Raw genomic sequence first — 16,536 nt, 5'->3', positions numbered from 1 at the left:
TTGTTTTCTATAATAACTTCTGGTATAATATGTAAAAACACTAAGTTTTTAAAATGAATGCCGTAATTACATAGCATAAAGTTATTTATGGAAAGGGGCAGCAGATGAAATCAAAAATAGGTCTAAGGATAAAAAAAGGAGAACCCTACCCTTTTGGGGTTTCTTTTTGTAAAAATAGTGTTAATTTCTCGCTTAGCCTGCCGGAATTTGCTGCCTGCTGTCTAAATTTGTACCGTCTATCTACTGGAGAATGTCTGGATACCATATACTTGGATAAAGAATACAAAACCGGTCATGTATTTGCTGTTCGGTTAGAATGGAATCGTCAAAAGTGCAGTATTACCAATGTTTCAGACTTTTCGGACTTGGCATTTGAATATCAAGCAGGAGAAAAAGCAATAACAGACCCTTATACTTTTCTTCTTTATGGCAGAGACCAATATGGATTGAATAGCAGAGATACGAAATTGCTTTCTGGTTTTCCAGAGGAAGATTACCCCTGGAAAGAAGAGGGAAGATGCAGTATCTCTTATACTCAGTTAATTATATATAAGCTTCATGTAAGAGGTTTTACGATACACCCTTCCTCCGAAGTAAAGCATAAGGGTACCTTTCTTGGTATATCGGAGAAAATACCTTATCTAAAAGAACTAGGGATAAACAGTATACTTCTAATGCCTGCATATGAATATAATGAGACTCTTACAGCCAGGGGAATTGGTGGTAAGGAAAAACTTAATTATTGGGGATATAGTGAAGATAATTTATATTTTGCCCCCAAAGCTTCTTATGCTTTTAGACCGCATCAGGTAATGAAAGAGTTTAAAGATATGGTACAAGCCATTCATAATAACGGTATGGAGGTTTTCATGGAAATGAACTTCGCACCGGGCACCAATTCGGTACTGATTCAGGAATGTTTAAGACACTGGGTTCGTCAGTATCATATAGATGGATTTCGGTTAGTTGGGGATGGGCAGTCCGTGGCCTTAGCGGCAGCAGATCCTCTTTTGGGAAATATAAAGCTTATGACCGAATCCTGGGAGGGCAGGTATTCATATGAAGCGTATAAGCTGCCGGTTTTTAAAAATCTTTCAGAATACAATCAGGGTTTTTCGGTAACTGTAAAACGTTTTCTACGAAGTGAAGAGGGACAGGTAGAAGAATTCAGCAAGCGGTTCTTGAAAAATCCCGAACAATGGGGCGTTGTAAATTATATTACCAATCATGACGGTTTTACACTGATGGATTTAGTATCTTATGATATCAGACATAATGAGGCAAATGGGGAAAAGAATCTGGATGGAATGGAATATAATTACAGTTGGAACTGCGGAAAAGAAGGCGTTACTAAAAATAAAAAAATAGTGGCGCTAAGAAGAAAGCAGATTCGAAACGCACTAACGCTGCTTTTTCTTAGTCAGGGAACTCCCTTAATATTAGCGGGAGATGAATTCGGCAATTCACAACAAGGTAACAATAATGCCTATTGTCAGGACAACGATTTATCCTGGTTGGATTGGGATATATTAAAAAATACAGAAGATATATTCCATACGGTTCAAAAGTTGATACAAATACGTAAAGAACATCCAGTATTTCGCATGGAGCAGCAGCCTCGCTGCATAGATTATATGTCCTGTGGTTTTTCAGATGTCTCCTTTCATGGTGTGGTGCCTTGGGTTCCTGATTATTCATTCTATAGCAGAGTTCTAGGTATTCATCTTGCAGGCCATTATGTAATGCGAAACCGTCAGGATAAGGACAACTGTTTTTATATTGCTATAAATTTCCACTGGGAAGTGCAAAGTTTTAAACTGCCGCCTTCTGCGCCTGGTACCAAGTGGTATATATATTGGAATACGGAGGAAGAACAAACCTTAACAATGCTTCTTGAAAACCAAGGGATATATCAGGTGCCGTCAAGAACTGTTATAATTTTTATAAGTAAGTAGAAGAATTGGAATTTATTTTAAAAAAAGAAATAAAAGAATTAGGACAGACAAAATTTATGGACGAAAGGTTAAACAGGTGTTAAAGGTGAACGGATTTGTACTGAAATTAATTGCTATGCTTACTATGTTATTAGATCACAGCGCAGCAATATTTTTAGAGTATGGAAGTAGTGAATTTATAATATGCAGAACCATCGGAAGAGTATCCTTTCCTATATTTTGTTTTTTACTGGTAGAAGGATTTCTTCATACCCATAATGTAAGAAAATATTTATTGCGATTAGGTGTTTTTGCATTACTGTCTGAGATTCCCTTTGATCTTGCTTTTTACAATCAATTTCCTAACTTTTATCACCAAAATATCTATTTTACCTTATTTATAGGACTGCTGGTTATCTATCTTATTCATTTAATAGACAATAAAATGAAAAACAGAATGTTCTTATGCAGCCTAAGTGAAGTAGTGGTCGTTGCAGTAGGCTGCATAGCGGCTCTTTTACTGGCGGTAGATTATAATTTTGCAGGTGTTCTTTTGATTGTAGGTTTGTATATTTTTAGAAGAAGTAAAGTATTACAGGCTCTTATAATGATTTTTATGAATGTAATATTAATAGGAGATTTACAATCGTATGCAATTTTGGCGATGATTTTCATCTGGTTTTATAATGGAGAGAGAGGGCCTAAGATTAATAAATATGTATTTTATGCTTTTTATCCGATACACCTTTTGATATTATATTTCATTCGTGTAGTAATAGTTTAAGGAAATTGTTTTAATAATAACAGCATAAAGAGTAACAGTCCCTTAGAGCCTGTTTAAAAAATCATTGCACTGTTTGCCTACTCTTCATTAAGGGTATTGATGTTATAAAGTTAAGTAGTTGGTACAGCACAAGTATTTTTCAAACATGCTCTCAAATGTTTAAAATAATAGGCTTATAAGCTTAGGTTATGTGTATTTTGATTATACACTAAAAGGATGCACCTTGATTATCCTGAACATCTTCGTAATTATTGTAATTTGCATCCCTCAGGCTTCCCATTAAATCGTCTCCTCGAAAGGAGTACTTATCTGGGAAATAGTAGGGGGTTTGAGAGTCAAAGTCAGTTACACGATTTTTACTGGGAAAACGATAATAGCTTCTTTTGGAATGGTCAAAGTACATAATTTAATCCTCCTTGCTTAAAGTCCTGCCATGAATAATTATATGGGTTCATAGTATTTGCATTACAGGAGGAAATATGCATGGTTTCATTAAAAATTATTGACGTAAAAGCCTTTATGTCTAACCTTCTTATCCAAAATATCTTTGATAATTTTCTGGTTTCCGAAGCAGAAATATATACTTTTCATCAAGTACACATTGATGGTAAACTAAACCGTGATTATTATAATAATGATGAACTGGAGGTCTTAGGAGATAGAAAATACAGCCTTTGGAGTGAAATAAAACCTTTTATATATTCCCTGGTTAAAGGAAACAAACTGCCCAAAGTTATAAAATTAGTAATGCTTTTATCTCCTGCCTATACAGAAAATGTTTTGAAAAAATCAGGATTGGCATTTACGCCAGAGGAAATTAATGGACTCTTTCTAAATATTCGCTATGAAAAGAATGTCTTAATTTTGACTACTGGCACTTCTTTAAAGACCTTTACACTAGATAAATCCTTAGAATATGTTTGGGATTCTGATTTAAAACTATTTTTGAAATACCATGAAATTCCTGTGGAAGAAATGTAAAATTCATTTTGTTAGCACTCACGTGAAATGAGTGCTAATTTCTTCTTGACAAATTTAAACAAGCGTATTAATATTATTCTCATAAGAAAAATTCTAATTCTGAGAAAAATAGCTCGTCTGAGAAAAATTTCTCAGAATGAGAAGAATTTCTCAAAAAATGAGAAATAAAAATATGAGAGAAGATTTGTAAAGGAGAGCGTAAAAATGACAAATGAACACGGCAGTTTATCAATTAATTCCGAAAATATTTTTCCTATTATTAAAAAATGGCTATATTCCGACCATGATATTTTCTTTCGAGAATTAGTATCTAACGGTAGTGATGCAATTACCAAATTAAAGAAGCTAGAGCTTATGGGAGAAACTTCTTTACCAGAAGACAATAAATTTAAAATTGAAGTCATTGTGAACCCGGAAGAAAAGACATTAAAGTTTATTGATAACGGTGTTGGTATGACAGCGGATGAAGTAAAAGAATACATTAACCAGATTGCTTTTTCCGGTGCAACTGACTTTTTAAACAAATATAAGGACAAAGCCAGCGAAGAACAGATTATCGGACATTTTGGTCTTGGATTTTATTCTGCTTTCATGGTTGCTGATAAAGTAACTATCGATACATTGTCTTGGCAAGAAGGTGCACAAAGTGTACACTGGGAATCTGAAGGCGGTACCGAATTTACTATGGGTGAAGGCAGTCGTGAGCTTCGAGGCACTGAAATTACTCTGTATCTGAATGAAGACAGCTATGAATTTTCTAATGAATACCGTGCTAAAGAAGTCATCCAGAAATACTGTTCCTTTATGCCAGTTGAGATTTATTTCCTGAATGCTAATGCACCGGTGGAAGAGGAAGAAAGTGAAGAAGAGGAAGAAAAAGCAGAAGACATTATTGACGCTACTGTAGATGAAGAAGGTAATGTTGCAGAAGCTGGTGATGATTCCGATAAGGATGAAGAAACAGCGGAACCCAAAAAGAAAGAGAAGAAAAAACCTGAACCGATAAATAATACAACGCCTCTTTGGACAAAGCACCCAAATGACTGTACAGAAGAAGAGTACAAAGAATTTTATCGCAATGTATTCCATGATTATAAAGAACCTTTATTCTGGATACACCTGAATATGGATTATCCTTTTAATTTAAAAGGTATTTTGTATTTTCCTAAGTTAAATACAGAATATGATACATTGGAAGGAACCATTAAATTATACAGTAACCAGGTATTCATAGCAGATAATATTAAGGAAGTAATTCCGGAATTCCTTATGCTGTTAAAGGGAACCATTGATTGCCCGGACCTTCCTCTAAACGTATCCAGAAGTGCACTTCAAAATGACGGATTCGTTAAGAAAATCTCTGATTATATTACAAAGAAGGTTGCAGATAAATTATCCGGTATGTATAAAACAGAGAGAGAAAGTTATGAAAAGTTCTGGGATGATATTAGTCCATTTATTAAATTTGGTTGCTTAAAGGATGATAAATTCAGAGATAAGATGAAGGATTTTATTATCTTTAAGAATTTAGAGGGTAAATATCTTACTTTGCCAGAGTATGTTGCAGCTTCTAAGAAAGATGACAACACAGAGGAGCCTGTTGAAAAGGTAGAATCAGCCGAGGAGAAAGACAAAGAAGAAGCTGATAAGGAAGAGAAAAAAGATACCATCTTCTATGTCACTAATGAACAGCAGCAGAGCCAGTACATCAATATGTTTAAGGAAGAAGGAATTGACGCTCTTATTCTTACACATAATATTGATTAGCCTTTTATTACACAATTAGAACAGCAGGAACAATCCTATCGTTTTCAGAGAATTGATGCGGATATCACAGATAGCTTTAAAGAAGATGGAAATGATGAAGAAGCTTTAAAGACTGAAAATGAAAAGTTGACAGAATTATTCCGTAAAGTTTTAAGTAAGGAAAAATTAGAAGTAAAAGTAATGAAGCTGAAAAATGATAAAGTATCTTCTATGATTACTCTTTCTGAGGAAAGCCGTAGAATGCAAGATATGATGAAACAATACAACATGTATGGTATGGATCCAGGAATGTTTGGTAGCAGTGAAACCCTTGTTTTAAATTCCAATAACAAGCTGGTGCAATACATCTTTAATAATGAAGAGGCAGAACATGTATCCATGATTTGCGAACAGCTTTATGACCTTGCCATGTTAAGCCATAGACCTCTCGCAGCAGAAGATATGACAAAATTTATCACCAGAAGCAACGATATTATGATGGTGCTGACTAGTAACTAAATAATTCTATGGTAGATCTTATAGTGGAAAGATTGTCAAGCTCTTAGGGCGGATGGTTTCTATAGAATCGTTTCATATTAGATGTACACCAGGCTTCCTAACGTTGTTGATTCTTTCGCAACGGTAGGAAGCCTGTTTTATATAATGCAGACATAATGTTAAAATCTTTATTTAAGTGATTGTGTACTGGTTATACTGTTCAAATTGAATTATATGCATGAGAATAATACAAAAAAATTTAGAAAATATTTATAAAGTATTATAGAAAAGGACTTTAAAAAAATGACTCAGTATGCTATGATTGATAGTAATGAAAACCATATATCATAGTTAAGCATATAAATTAACATGGTTGTTGTTACCAATATATGTAATAAGAGGTTGAGATATTTTTAGGAGGACATAAAATGGCATACCGAATTATAATAGACAGTTGCACGGACTTAACAGAAGAAATGAGACAGGATAAGCATTTACAGTTAGTTCCTTTAACTTTACAAGTTGATGATACATTAATCATAGACGATACTACTTTTAACCAAAAAGAATTTTTAAGACTGGTTGATGCCAGCCCCAACAGTCCGAAATCTGCTTGTCCTTCTCCTGAGGCATATATGGAATTATATGGGGGAGAAGAGGATATCTATGTAGTTACTTTATCTGATAAACTAAGCGGATCTTATAATAGTGCTGAACTTGGCAAAAAGCTGTATCTTGAAGAGTATCCTGCTAAAAATATTCTGGTAATAAATTCCTGTTCTGCTTCGGTTGGACAGACATTGATTACGAGGAAAATAAAGGAATATGTAGAGGCAGGTAAAAAATTTCAGGAAGTTACACAACTCATACAAAATTATCGGGATACGTTAAGTACGAAGTTTGTACTTGAGAATCTGGATACCCTTAGAAAAAACGGTAGATTAAATGGTATACAGGCAATCCTTACCAGTGTCTTAAATATTAAGCCAATTATGGTTGGTAATGACGATGGAAGTATTCGCAAGCTTGATCAGGCAAGGGGAATACAGAAAGCCTTGCTGCTTATGGCAAAACATATAGAAAAAGATGTGAGTGAACCGGAAAAGAGAACGCTTGGAATCGCACACTGCAACAACTATGAAAGGGCACTTTTTGTAAAAGAAGAAGTGTTAAAGAAAGTTCCTTTTAAAGATGTAGTTATTGTGGAAACAGCAGGGGTAAGTACTATGTATGCAGGTGACGGCGGAATCGTTGTAAGTTATTAATTTACTTGTTTTGAATCTCCTTAAACATAGCCTCATGTTACAGGGGATAATGAAAAATAACTATATAGAGCTTAATTATATAAGAAATAGACCCTAAGGATTGGATAATCCATAAGGTCTACTTTTTGTTGTTATAAAAACAACGGTGTTTAAATTACTTACTTATATCTTTTTTCAAAATATGATAAAAGCTGGTAGAGGGCAGTAGCTAATATACACAGGATAACTATGGACATAATAACCCAATCTAGTTTAAAAACCTGGCTTCCATAGATAATGAGATAACCAAGTCCTGCTTTTGCGGCTAAAAATTCTCCTATAATAACACCAACCAGGGACAAACCGATATTTACTTTCATGATACTTATCATAGAAGGTATATTACTGGGGATTACCACCTTTAGCAGGATGTCTTTTTTACTGCCTCCTAAGGTACGGATTAATTTGACTTTATCTTCTTCAACACCTATAAAAGCTGTATATAAAGTTATAACTGTACTAAATACTGCAACAGAGACAGCTGCAACTATTATTGTCTTAATGTTGTTACCTAGCCACACGATAAAAACCGGGGCAAGAGCTGATTTGGGAAGACTGTTTAATACAACTAGGTAGGGTTCTAAGATTTTTGCTAGATTATGATTCCACCAAAGAAGAATTGCAAGAGCAATACCTAATACGATAACCAGAGTAAAACTAAGGAAAGTTTCCAGCAAGGTAACACCAATGTGATAGAAGATACTGCCGTCTCTTGCCATTTCAAAAAAAGTTCTGCTCACCCGTGAGGGACTGCTGAAGATAAAAGAATCAACCAGCCCCACACGGGTTGATACTTCCCAGAGGGCAATGAAACCAACGATAATAATAACTTGAAAAAATCGGATTCTTTGTATATTTTTCAGATGTTCTCTGATGTAAGCTTCATGAGAAGGAGAAATAGATAACTGAGTCTGGCTGAGTAATTTTTTTTTAGTTGTTTTCATAATGACTTAACTCCTTCCAGATTAGATTAAAATAATCCTTAAATTCAGGAGCGCTTCTGGCTTTAAAGGGAGTTTTATCTTCAACAGATAAATTGACATCAATAATACTTTTTACAGTTCCGGGACGGTTTGAAAGAACTATAATACGGTCAGCCATGGAAACTGCTTCAGCTATCAATACAGAAATGCTCATAGGAGGGGAGATTAAGTTTAATGCTTGCTGATTGACCATCCCAATATATGGATTTAATAAAAAGTTCAGCCAACGCTCGAAGATTTTTGACATCATGACAAGCTAACAGCGTTTCCACAGAAGTTAACGTAGTATAGGTTTTCAGTACATCCGGAGATTGTGTATCAGCTTTTGTAATACCTATTGTCAGGTTATGTAATCGCTCCTCGGATTGCTTTTTTTTCCCATCCAGCTTATCTAACTGTGGAAGGATGTATTTTGCCAGTAGGGGAGAACTGTTTTGACTTAGTTGTTTAAGAAGATTAGAGATTTCATCATTAATAGCTGTCAGTTCCTGATTTAAGGTGTTGATTTGAAAAACAGCAGTTTCAGCTTCACTCTTAATAAGATATTCTTTTTCCAGTAATAAATCAATGGCGGTATCTGTTATATTAAGATACAGAAGGATATTTCTTATTAATGTAAGAAGTTTTTCATCAAAAGAAGCACCGGGTAGATTTTTGTTCTGGCACCGCGCGCCTTTTGATAGAACTTTCATCTCACAGACATAAGAATAAGTAACTTTATCTTTAGTTCGTCGGATATTTTTAATCCTTAGCCTGGAGCCGCAGCAGCTGCATGTGATTAATCCAGAAAACAAAGCAATTTGTGAAGTATCTTTACGAGGCGATCCTTTTGTCCTATTTTGTTTTAATAAATTTTGAGTGAAGGCAAAGTCCTTACCGGTTATAATACCCCGGTGCTTCCCAATGGCAACAATCCATTCCTTAGCAGGTCGTTTTTTTTGACGGTTTCCAGCCAGATGCTTTGTACGGTTGTAGCATAAAATTCCATTTTGTCCGTTAAAATCGCTTATAGAGAAGGGAATAATACAGTTAAGACCTGAAAAATAGTCATAAGCCTCTTTGTCTGCAATGCAATAGGTAGGATTTTGTAATAAGAGAGATAAGGAGTTTTTTGTAAAGTCACAATTTTTCTGCGTTTTAATGTGATTGGTTAGACAATAAGTCTCTAATTGGGAAAGGCTCTGTGTCTCTTTATATTTTAAAAAAATTAGAAGCACTTTATTAAGCTCCTTTTCAATTGGAACCAATTGATAAAGCTGGCGTTCTTTTAAAGATTCGTCCATATATAAAATGGATTCGGATTGATATCCAAGCGGTGAGAGACCTCCTAACCACCTGCCGGTTCTTGATAGGGCAAGCATGTTGTCTCTTACTCTTTCGGCGGTGGTTTCTCTTTCTAATTGAGCAAAAACAGAAGCTATGTATATCATGGCTTTGCCCATAGGAGTCGAAGTATCAAAATTTTCAGTAGCTGAAATGAAAGATATGTTGCATTCTTCTAACAGTTCTAAGGTTTTTGAAAAATCAGATACGTTACGGTTAATACGGTCTAGGCGATAGCATATTAAAACCTGAATCTTTTTGACTTTTATATCTTCTAATAGTTTTTGGTAACTGGGTCGTATGGTAGTGGCAGCAGAAAAGCCCTCGTCTTCATATATTATAAAATTTGGTTCGGTAATTTGCTTTAAGTGCATTTTTACATAATCCTTACAGTATTGTATTTGATTATCAATAGAATCACCTTTTTCTGAATACTTTGATTTCCGGCTGTAGATTGCTATATTCATATTCACACCCATCACATATCGAAGTTTGCCTGCGATACTGCCACAAATAAAACAGGTCGAAAGAATCGCTGAGTGGCATCCTTTCTATACATTTATATTTTCTTTCAACCTTATCTCTTATACAGTATATCGTGAAGAGATATGATTCATACTTAATTTGCCATAACAGTGTCATAGACATGAAACAAGTACAGGCTTATGGAATAAATACTATTATAATATAAAACAGAGCAGGACGTTCGCCTATGGTGATTCAGGTTATGAATGAAGATTCAACGGAGCAGGAAAAAGAAAAGATAAATAATATGAATAAAATGAAAGAAGAAGCCACATACATAGTAAGTGATTTAATGCTCAGCCAGTTAATGAAGCAACCAGAGCACATACGCAGTAAAGTATATGAAATGCTTCAAGAACATTTGGAGAAAAAGAAGTATTTATCTGAAAACTAAATAGAACTAATGTTGTTTAGGGGTTAACAAGTCGAGTTACATAGCAGCCAGTTAACCTCTAAACTATTTTTATTAGGAAACTACTTTTAGATTACCACCTTCCAGAACCAGGACCCCACGGACCGGAGCCCCATGGGCGCTTATGAGGACCACCATAGCCAGGACCCCATGAGCCAGAATCCCAAGGTCTCTTACCGGGACCGTAGCCGGAACCCCATGGGCCGGAACCATACCCGGGGCCGTATCCAGGTCTCCATTTATCAGACCTGGGATAACCAGGCCAATTATTACAGGATGGGCAATAGGATTGATCATTAACCTTTTTATTGTATTCAGGCATATTCTGCATACTCCTTTCTTTTTTTACATTATATGACAAAATAATAAAAAGGTGATTAGAACAGTCAATTCTAGGGGAGTATTTCGCATAGTATTTTAGTATCGATAGCTTCTGATATGTCGTGGGTAATTAAGATAGCTGTCTTTTTCTCTTTTCGTATGATTCCCCATATATCATCAGATACCTCAATACGGGTTTGGTAATCCAAAGCAGAAAAAGGTTCGTCTAAAAGCAGGATATCGGGCTCTAATAATAAGGTTCTAATTAAAGCGGCTCTTTGACGCATTCCGCCGGAAAGCTCGGAGGGTCTTGCATTTTTAAAAGTTATTAATCCGTAGGTAGCAAGCATATCATTGATTAAAATGTAGCTGCTGTCTGCAAGTTTGTGTTGTATTTCCAGACCTAAGGTTAGATTACGAAGAGTGGATCGCCATTCTAACAAGTGATCCTTTTGAAGCATATATCCTATATTTTTGCCGGAAGCTTTAACATCTTTATTATTTATATATATATTACCAGTATCAGGGACGATTAATCCGGCAATCAATGAAAGAAGTGTTGATTTACCGCATCCACTGGGGCCGACAATAGCAAGAAATTCACAATCATTTACATGAAAAGAGATATTTTGCAGTGCGGGGGTTTCTCCTTCCAGACTATGGTAGGTGTAGCCTACGTTGTCGATTCTTAAAAGTTCTCCCATATATTCCTCCTGATTTTTTTATATAATAATATATGATTAGTGTAGGGATAGGGTTACTTTTAAGGGGAATATATGGAATAAAGTAAAAAAATATAAAATTATAAATTGTTTATAAAGTAATAATAAAATAAGGATGAATAAGCTAGTAAATATTAGTTGCATTGTTGTATTATATCATGTAAAATAAGGAAGAAGTTGTTTACATAATAATGCATTAACAGCAAGCAGTTAATGAGAAAACCCTAGTAATATTCGTTTTTTGTGAAAACAAAAATGATTTCGAATATCCCGTAAAAGAAAAAAAGAAGATAAGGAGATCGATAATGAAGGATTTTGTCATTACAGCAGATTCAAACTGTGATTTATTACCGGAATATATAAAAGAGAAAGCCATAGGTATTATACCGCATTATTACGATATTAATGGAGTAACTTATGGTGATGAGTTAAATTTAACACCAAAGGAATTTTATGATAAAATGAGGGCAGGTGTAATGCCGACCACTATGGCAAGCAATCCTGCTGTTATACGGGAAACCTTTCAGTCTTATTTAGACAAAGGATTAGATGTATTGCATATTAGTTTTTCCTCAGCTTTAAGCGGTGGACATAGCAATGTGGCTGCGGGAGCAAGGGAATTGTGTGAAGAAAATCAGGAGGCAAAAATCGTTGTTTTAGACTCTTTAAATGTTTCTTTAGGTGAAGGCTTAGTAGTTATGAAGGCTGTTCAGCTAAAGGAAGCAGGCATGGGGATTGATGAAGTTGCTGCTTGGATTGAGGAGAATAAATTGAAATTTTGTGTCCAGTTTACAGTGGACGATTTGTTTCATTTGCAAAGAGGGGGAAGGGTGTCAAAGATGACAGCCATAGTTGGCAGTATGATTAATGTAAAGCCAATATTAGTGGTGAATAAGGATGGTGCATTAGTTCCGGGAGGAACAGTCAGAGGACGTAAAAAGTCCTTGTCAACGATTGTAAATCGTATGGAGACCCAGATGGGTAACCATAAGAACGGAAATAACCCAATATGTATTGTTCATGGTGATGCTGCTGAGGACGCTGCCTATATTGCAGAGTTAATTAAAGAAAGATTACACATAAATAATATTATGATCAATACGATCAGTCCAAGCATAGGAGCCCATTCCGGACCAGGAGCTATTGGTATTTGTTACTTAGGAGAAGAAAGATAGACAGCAGTAGGTAGAGAGCCAAAATTTCTTATAGCTGTGTATATATAAACATATAGAAGCATATTCGTTGAAGTAATGATAGCAATAAAATTGCCACGGCATCTCAAATAATAGATGCAGTGGCTTTTAAATTATCTAGGTAAAAGATTAGCAACTAACAGCGTTCGCTAATAGGATCTTCGATTAAGGTGGCTACTCTGAATTTATGCTTGTGACCATCATTAACAGAAGTTACTGATTCCAGGAAGTGCACGTGTCTTCCACCACCAACTGGAATAGCACCCGAAGTTCTTCCGCAGAATTCATGAAAATGTTCTTCATAGAAATCAGTTCTAAATTTGACCTCATGAAAATGGTCGCAGCCATAAGGAATTGCTTCTCCTGATACAGTAGCAAATCTGTGGTTATGTGGATTTTCTTGAGGTTCGGCTATTTCAACGCTTCCAAGCACTTCATGAACATGCTTTTGCTTATTATGGTTGCAATCACACCCTTTATGAGGGGAGTTTAAATTATTAAACGGATTATCCATATTTGAACCAACCCATAACACATAAGACTTAGATGTGTTAATGCCACAACATCGGATATATGAAAGAAGCGTGGCATATCCTTTCTTTTCGATTATTTTTACAGTCTTTTGGTATAAACGGATGGAGTTCTCTCCGTTAATATAATATGCTGATAAATAAAAAGAGTGATTATGTAGCAAAATGTATTATCAATTTTATTTGTATGCAAAGTATTGATTAAATTAGTTATTATTATTGAAATAAGACATATAGAACTGTCTGGTCGTGTTATAATAACAATGGATATTTCATAAAAAATGTTTTAGATTAGTCTTGACTTCTGGCAAAAAAAGTAGCATAATAATTTGGCAAGACAAACAAAATTGTAACGAGGTGTGGCTCAGATTGGTAGAGCGCTGCGTTCGGGACGCAGAGGCCGTGGGTTCGAATCCCGTCACCTCGATTTTTTTAGGAATCTGCTGGAATAACTCAGTTGGTAGAGTACCTCACTCGTAATGAGGAAGCCGTGGGTTCAAATCCCATTTCCAGCTTATTTTAAAACGTGTGAACATTTATAAAAAAGCACTCGACCGGGTGCTTTTTTAATATGATAGGATGTATAAATCCGTTATTTAAACAAATGTTAAATACTACAGCTTATATGTTGGCAAATAAGGGAAGTATCAATTTTTTCATGTAGAGTATATATTTAGAATTAAGGTTTTTACATAGTTTTGTAATATTTATTAAAAGAATTTATATACATTTTAATTCGAAAATTTTACAGGGAAGACTAGTGCTGTAATAGCAGCAAATAAAGTGATAATAATAAATTGTATTTTTGTTGCATAGAATGGTAAGTAATAAGTTTTCACAGAAATGTATTTTTTATGCATTTTAGCGAGCTATCAACATAAAAATACAATTATCAAAATTAGTATATCAGTTATTAACAAGCTTTGCTTGACAAGTGTAGGATTGTATTATATAATACACTTTGTTGAAGGCAATACGAATTGTCTGAGATTGTTGTTTGATAAAGATGCATAAAAAAGATTTGCAACGGGGCTTTTCTAAAGCATTCAACCAAATGGATGTAGAAGAGCCTTTTTAATATCATACTTTAATTCTTTATCTCTTTACCGAGTTGAAGCGATAGAATACATAGTTTGAATAGAATCTAAAATGCTCCTAAAAACGACGAAACAATACTATATTTTTAAGGAGGACATTTATGTTAAAAAAGTTACTTTCAGTTTTACTAGTAGCTGTGATGATGATTTCTATCGTTGGTTGCAGTAATGGAAATGACACAGGTGTATCTACAGAAGAACCTACTACAGTGCCTGTTGAAGGAACTGATCCTACAACAACACCTGAAGCGGAAGCAGGAGCTCCTGCAGAACCAACAGGACAGATTATTATCGGTAGCACAACTGAATTAGGCGGGGATTTCGTTCCTTATTTTCAGAACGGTGCAGCTGACTATGATGTATTCCAGTTAATCAGTGGACAGATGACAAATGCGACTTCCAGTCTTACAACAGGTGGTGAATTTGTTGTTAATACTGCTGTTGTTGAAGAACCTAAAGTTGATGCTAATGAAGATGGTTCTAAGACCTATACATGGACTTTAAAAGATGGTCAGGTATGGAATGATGGTTCAGCTGTTACAGCAGCTGATTATGTTGCAACCATTTTATTATGGTCTTCTAAAGTAGTAGGAGATATGGGCGGAAAAAATAACGCTGGACAGTACTTTACTGGCTACAAGGAATTTGCAGCCGGAGAATCAAAAGAATTTATCGGTGTTCGCTTGCTTGACGAAAAGAACTTTGCAGTTACAATTGCAAAGGAAAATCTTCCTTACTTTTATGAATTAGATTTAGCTAGTACGTATCCAACTAAGCTTTCTTTCTGGACAGATGATACTGTAACAGTGGTAGATGATGGTAAAGGTGCTTATATTTCTGATAACTTTACGAAAGAAGCTTATGAAAGCAAAATCAATGATGCCAGAACTGCAGTTCCTCGTATTACAGCAGGACCTTATAATTTAACAAGCTATGATGAATCTTCTAAAACAGCTGTTTTAGATGTAAATCCTTTATTCAAAGGAAATTACGAAGGACAGACTGCAAAGATTCAGACAATTATCTATAAAAAAGTTACTACTGAAACAGCTTTAGATGAATTAAGAACTGGTTCTGTAGATATATTAAATGCTATGGCAAGCGGTGACGAAATCAATGCCGGTCTTGATTTAGTAGATGCTGGTGGATTTTCTTATACTTCTTATGATCGTAACGGATATGGTAAATTAGCATTTGTTTGTGACTTCGGACCTACACAGTTTGTTGAAGTTCGTCAGGCTATTGCTCACTTATTAGACCGTAATGATTTTGCGAAAGCTTTCACAGGCGGTTTTGGTTCTGTTGTTAACGGACCTTATGGAACAGCAATGTGGATGGTTCAGGAATCTCCTGAATTAGCAACAAACTTAAACTCTTATGCATATAGCTTAGAAGATGCTATCAAGTTATTAGAAGATGGCGGCTGGGTATATGACAAAGACGGAAAAGATTATACTTCCGGTGTTCGTTACAAGAAATTAGAAGATGGTACTTTAATGCCTCTTATCATTGAATGGGCTTCCTCAGAAGCAAATGCTGTATCTGAACTTTTAGTTGTTAAACTACAGGAAAATCCCGATCTTGCAGCAGCAGGTATCCAGATTAACCAGACAGTAATGACCTTTACTGAATTATTAAACTACTTATATCGTGATGGTTCCATCGATGCTAAATATGGAGTACCTACTTACAGTATGTACAACTTAGCTACAGGCTTTACTCCTGTTTACGATCAGGCACAATATTATACAACAGATCCGAAACAGATTGAAGCTGGATATAATAACAACTACATTGTAGATGAAGATTTATATCAGACAGCTAAGAAAATGGTATTAGTTGATCCTTCAGACAGAGATGGATATAGAAAAAACTTTGTATCTTTCGTTGAAAAATGGAATGAATTATTACCAGACCTACCACTTTACTCTAATGTCTATCATGACTTCTACAACGCAAAACTTCAAAACTATAATCCTAACAGTATTTGGGATTTAACAGAAGCACTTATTTATTCTTACGTACAGGAATAGGATAGCGTTGTAAATATATAGCATAAGAAATAGGGTATTTCGTATACCCTATTTCTTTATGAATAATAGTATTCTTCACTGTGCTTAGTGAATACGGTGAGGTTAGACTACACATAAGGGCTTTAAAAAGTATTTTCTAAACTTGGTGAA

General features: G+C 35.1%; 15 protein-coding genes, 2 tRNA genes and 1 pseudogene. 11 read left to right on the top strand and 7 right to left on the bottom strand.

The window, feature by feature from the left end; translation table 11 throughout:
* The first annotated feature begins 104 nt into the window (after window positions 1-104).
* Both acsn021_RS16720 and acsn021_RS16715 read left to right on the top strand, forming a co-directional pair.
* Window positions 105-1,955, top strand: a complete 1,851-nt coding sequence (locus tag acsn021_RS16720) for an alpha-amylase family glycosyl hydrolase (protein ID WP_184093712.1) — start codon at window positions 105-107, stop codon at window positions 1,953-1,955.
* A gap of 85 nt (window positions 1,956-2,040) precedes the next feature.
* Window positions 2,041-2,718, top strand: coding sequence for a TraX family protein (locus acsn021_RS16715; RefSeq protein WP_243182302.1), 678 nt, complete (start codon window positions 2,041-2,043; stop codon window positions 2,716-2,718).
* A 208-nt stretch (window positions 2,719-2,926) separates the two neighbouring features.
* On the opposite strand, the gene acsn021_RS16710 is transcribed toward acsn021_RS16715, so the two are convergent.
* Window positions 2,927-3,121, bottom strand: a complete 195-nt coding sequence (locus acsn021_RS16710; RefSeq protein ID WP_184093713.1) for a hypothetical protein — start codon at window positions 3,119-3,121, stop codon at window positions 2,927-2,929.
* 80 nt (window positions 3,122-3,201) lie between these two features.
* Between acsn021_RS16710 and acsn021_RS16705 the strand changes: the two genes are divergently transcribed.
* The 4 genes from acsn021_RS16705 (at window position 3,202) to acsn021_RS16695 (ending at window position 7,208) form a co-directional block, all read left to right on the top strand.
* Complete coding sequence (locus acsn021_RS16705) at window positions 3,202-3,699, top strand: DUF5721 family protein (RefSeq protein ID WP_184093714.1); 498 nt, start codon at window positions 3,202-3,204, stop codon at window positions 3,697-3,699.
* A gap of 204 nt (window positions 3,700-3,903) precedes the next feature.
* Window positions 3,904-5,466 (top strand): molecular chaperone HtpG, encoded by a 1,563-nt coding sequence (gene htpG, locus acsn021_RS16700; protein WP_330601792.1) that lies wholly within the window; start codon window positions 3,904-3,906, stop codon window positions 5,464-5,466.
* Window positions 5,467-5,646: 180 nt separating this feature from the next.
* Window positions 5,647-5,964, top strand: coding sequence for a hypothetical protein (locus tag acsn021_RS23300; RefSeq protein ID WP_330601793.1), 318 nt, complete (start codon window positions 5,647-5,649; stop codon window positions 5,962-5,964).
* A 407-nt stretch (window positions 5,965-6,371) separates the two neighbouring features.
* Window positions 6,372-7,208 carry a DegV family protein gene (locus acsn021_RS16695; protein WP_184093715.1) on the top strand — a complete coding sequence of 279 codons (837 nt, stop codon included), beginning with the start codon at window positions 6,372-6,374 and terminating at the stop codon, window positions 7,206-7,208.
* A 158-nt stretch (window positions 7,209-7,366) separates the two neighbouring features.
* Here acsn021_RS16695 and acsn021_RS16690 read toward each other — a convergent pair whose 3' ends face one another.
* Genes acsn021_RS16690 through acsn021_RS16680 form a run of 3 tightly spaced genes read right to left on the bottom strand, consistent with a single transcriptional unit; the run spans window position 7,367 to window position 10,020 of the window.
* On the bottom strand, window positions 7,367-8,191 hold the full coding sequence (locus acsn021_RS16690; RefSeq protein ID WP_184093716.1) for an ABC transporter permease: 825 nt from the start codon (window positions 8,189-8,191) through the stop codon (window positions 7,367-7,369).
* The gene (locus acsn021_RS16685) at window positions 8,178-8,348 is read right to left on the bottom strand and encodes a sulfonate/nitrate/taurine transporter ATP-binding protein (protein WP_184093717.1); all 171 of its coding nucleotides are present in this window, start codon (window positions 8,346-8,348) and stop codon (window positions 8,178-8,180) included. Before acsn021_RS16685 ends, acsn021_RS16690 begins: the two co-directional genes overlap by 14 nt.
* 10 nt (window positions 8,349-8,358) lie before the next feature.
* Window positions 8,359-10,020 (bottom strand): recombinase family protein, encoded by a 1,662-nt coding sequence (locus acsn021_RS16680; RefSeq protein ID WP_184093718.1) that lies wholly within the window; start codon window positions 10,018-10,020, stop codon window positions 8,359-8,361.
* Window positions 10,021-10,265: 245 nt separating this feature from the next.
* Between acsn021_RS16680 and acsn021_RS16675 the strand changes: the two genes are divergently transcribed.
* Window positions 10,266-10,472: a hypothetical protein gene (locus acsn021_RS16675; RefSeq protein WP_184093719.1), complete on the top strand. Its 207-nt coding sequence runs from the start codon at window positions 10,266-10,268 to the stop codon at window positions 10,470-10,472.
* Between the two features lie 91 nt (window positions 10,473-10,563).
* Here acsn021_RS16675 and acsn021_RS16670 read toward each other — a convergent pair whose 3' ends face one another.
* Both acsn021_RS16670 and acsn021_RS16665 read right to left on the bottom strand, forming a co-directional pair.
* Complete coding sequence (locus tag acsn021_RS16670; RefSeq protein WP_184093720.1) at window positions 10,564-10,812, bottom strand: hypothetical protein; 249 nt, start codon at window positions 10,810-10,812, stop codon at window positions 10,564-10,566.
* A 103-nt stretch (window positions 10,813-10,915) separates the two neighbouring features.
* Window positions 10,916-11,515: pseudogene (locus acsn021_RS16665) on the bottom strand (ABC transporter ATP-binding protein); the annotation flags it as partial.
* 323 nt (window positions 11,516-11,838) lie between these two features.
* On the opposite strand from acsn021_RS16665, the gene acsn021_RS16660 reads away from it, so the two are divergent.
* The gene (locus acsn021_RS16660; protein WP_184093722.1) at window positions 11,839-12,708 is read left to right on the top strand and encodes a DegV family protein; all 870 of its coding nucleotides are present in this window, start codon (window positions 11,839-11,841) and stop codon (window positions 12,706-12,708) included.
* Between the two features lie 154 nt (window positions 12,709-12,862).
* Here the strand turns inward: acsn021_RS16660 and acsn021_RS16655 are convergent, their stop codons facing one another.
* Window positions 12,863-13,240, bottom strand: a complete 378-nt coding sequence (locus tag acsn021_RS16655; protein ID WP_184093723.1) for a YmaF family protein — start codon at window positions 13,238-13,240, stop codon at window positions 12,863-12,865.
* Between the two features lie 369 nt (window positions 13,241-13,609).
* On the opposite strand from acsn021_RS16655, the gene acsn021_RS16650 reads away from it, so the two are divergent.
* The 3 genes from acsn021_RS16650 (at window position 13,610) to acsn021_RS16640 (ending at window position 16,386) form a co-directional block, all read left to right on the top strand.
* Window positions 13,610-13,683, top strand: a tRNA-Pro gene (locus acsn021_RS16650).
* A 15-nt stretch (window positions 13,684-13,698) separates the two neighbouring features.
* A tRNA-Thr gene (locus acsn021_RS16645) sits at window positions 13,699-13,771 on the top strand.
* A 683-nt stretch (window positions 13,772-14,454) separates the two neighbouring features.
* A complete protein-coding gene (locus acsn021_RS16640; protein WP_184093724.1) occupies window positions 14,455-16,386 on the top strand; it encodes an ABC transporter substrate-binding protein in 1,932 nt (643 codons plus the stop codon).
* Window positions 16,387-16,536 lie beyond the last annotated feature (150 nt).

Origin of the sequence: Anaerocolumna cellulosilytica (genome assembly GCF_014218335.1) — a bacterium.
Taxonomy (GTDB): Bacteria; Bacillota; Clostridia; order Lachnospirales; family Lachnospiraceae; genus Anaerocolumna; species Anaerocolumna cellulosilytica.
This window is presented reverse-complemented; position numbering and strand designations above follow the sequence as displayed.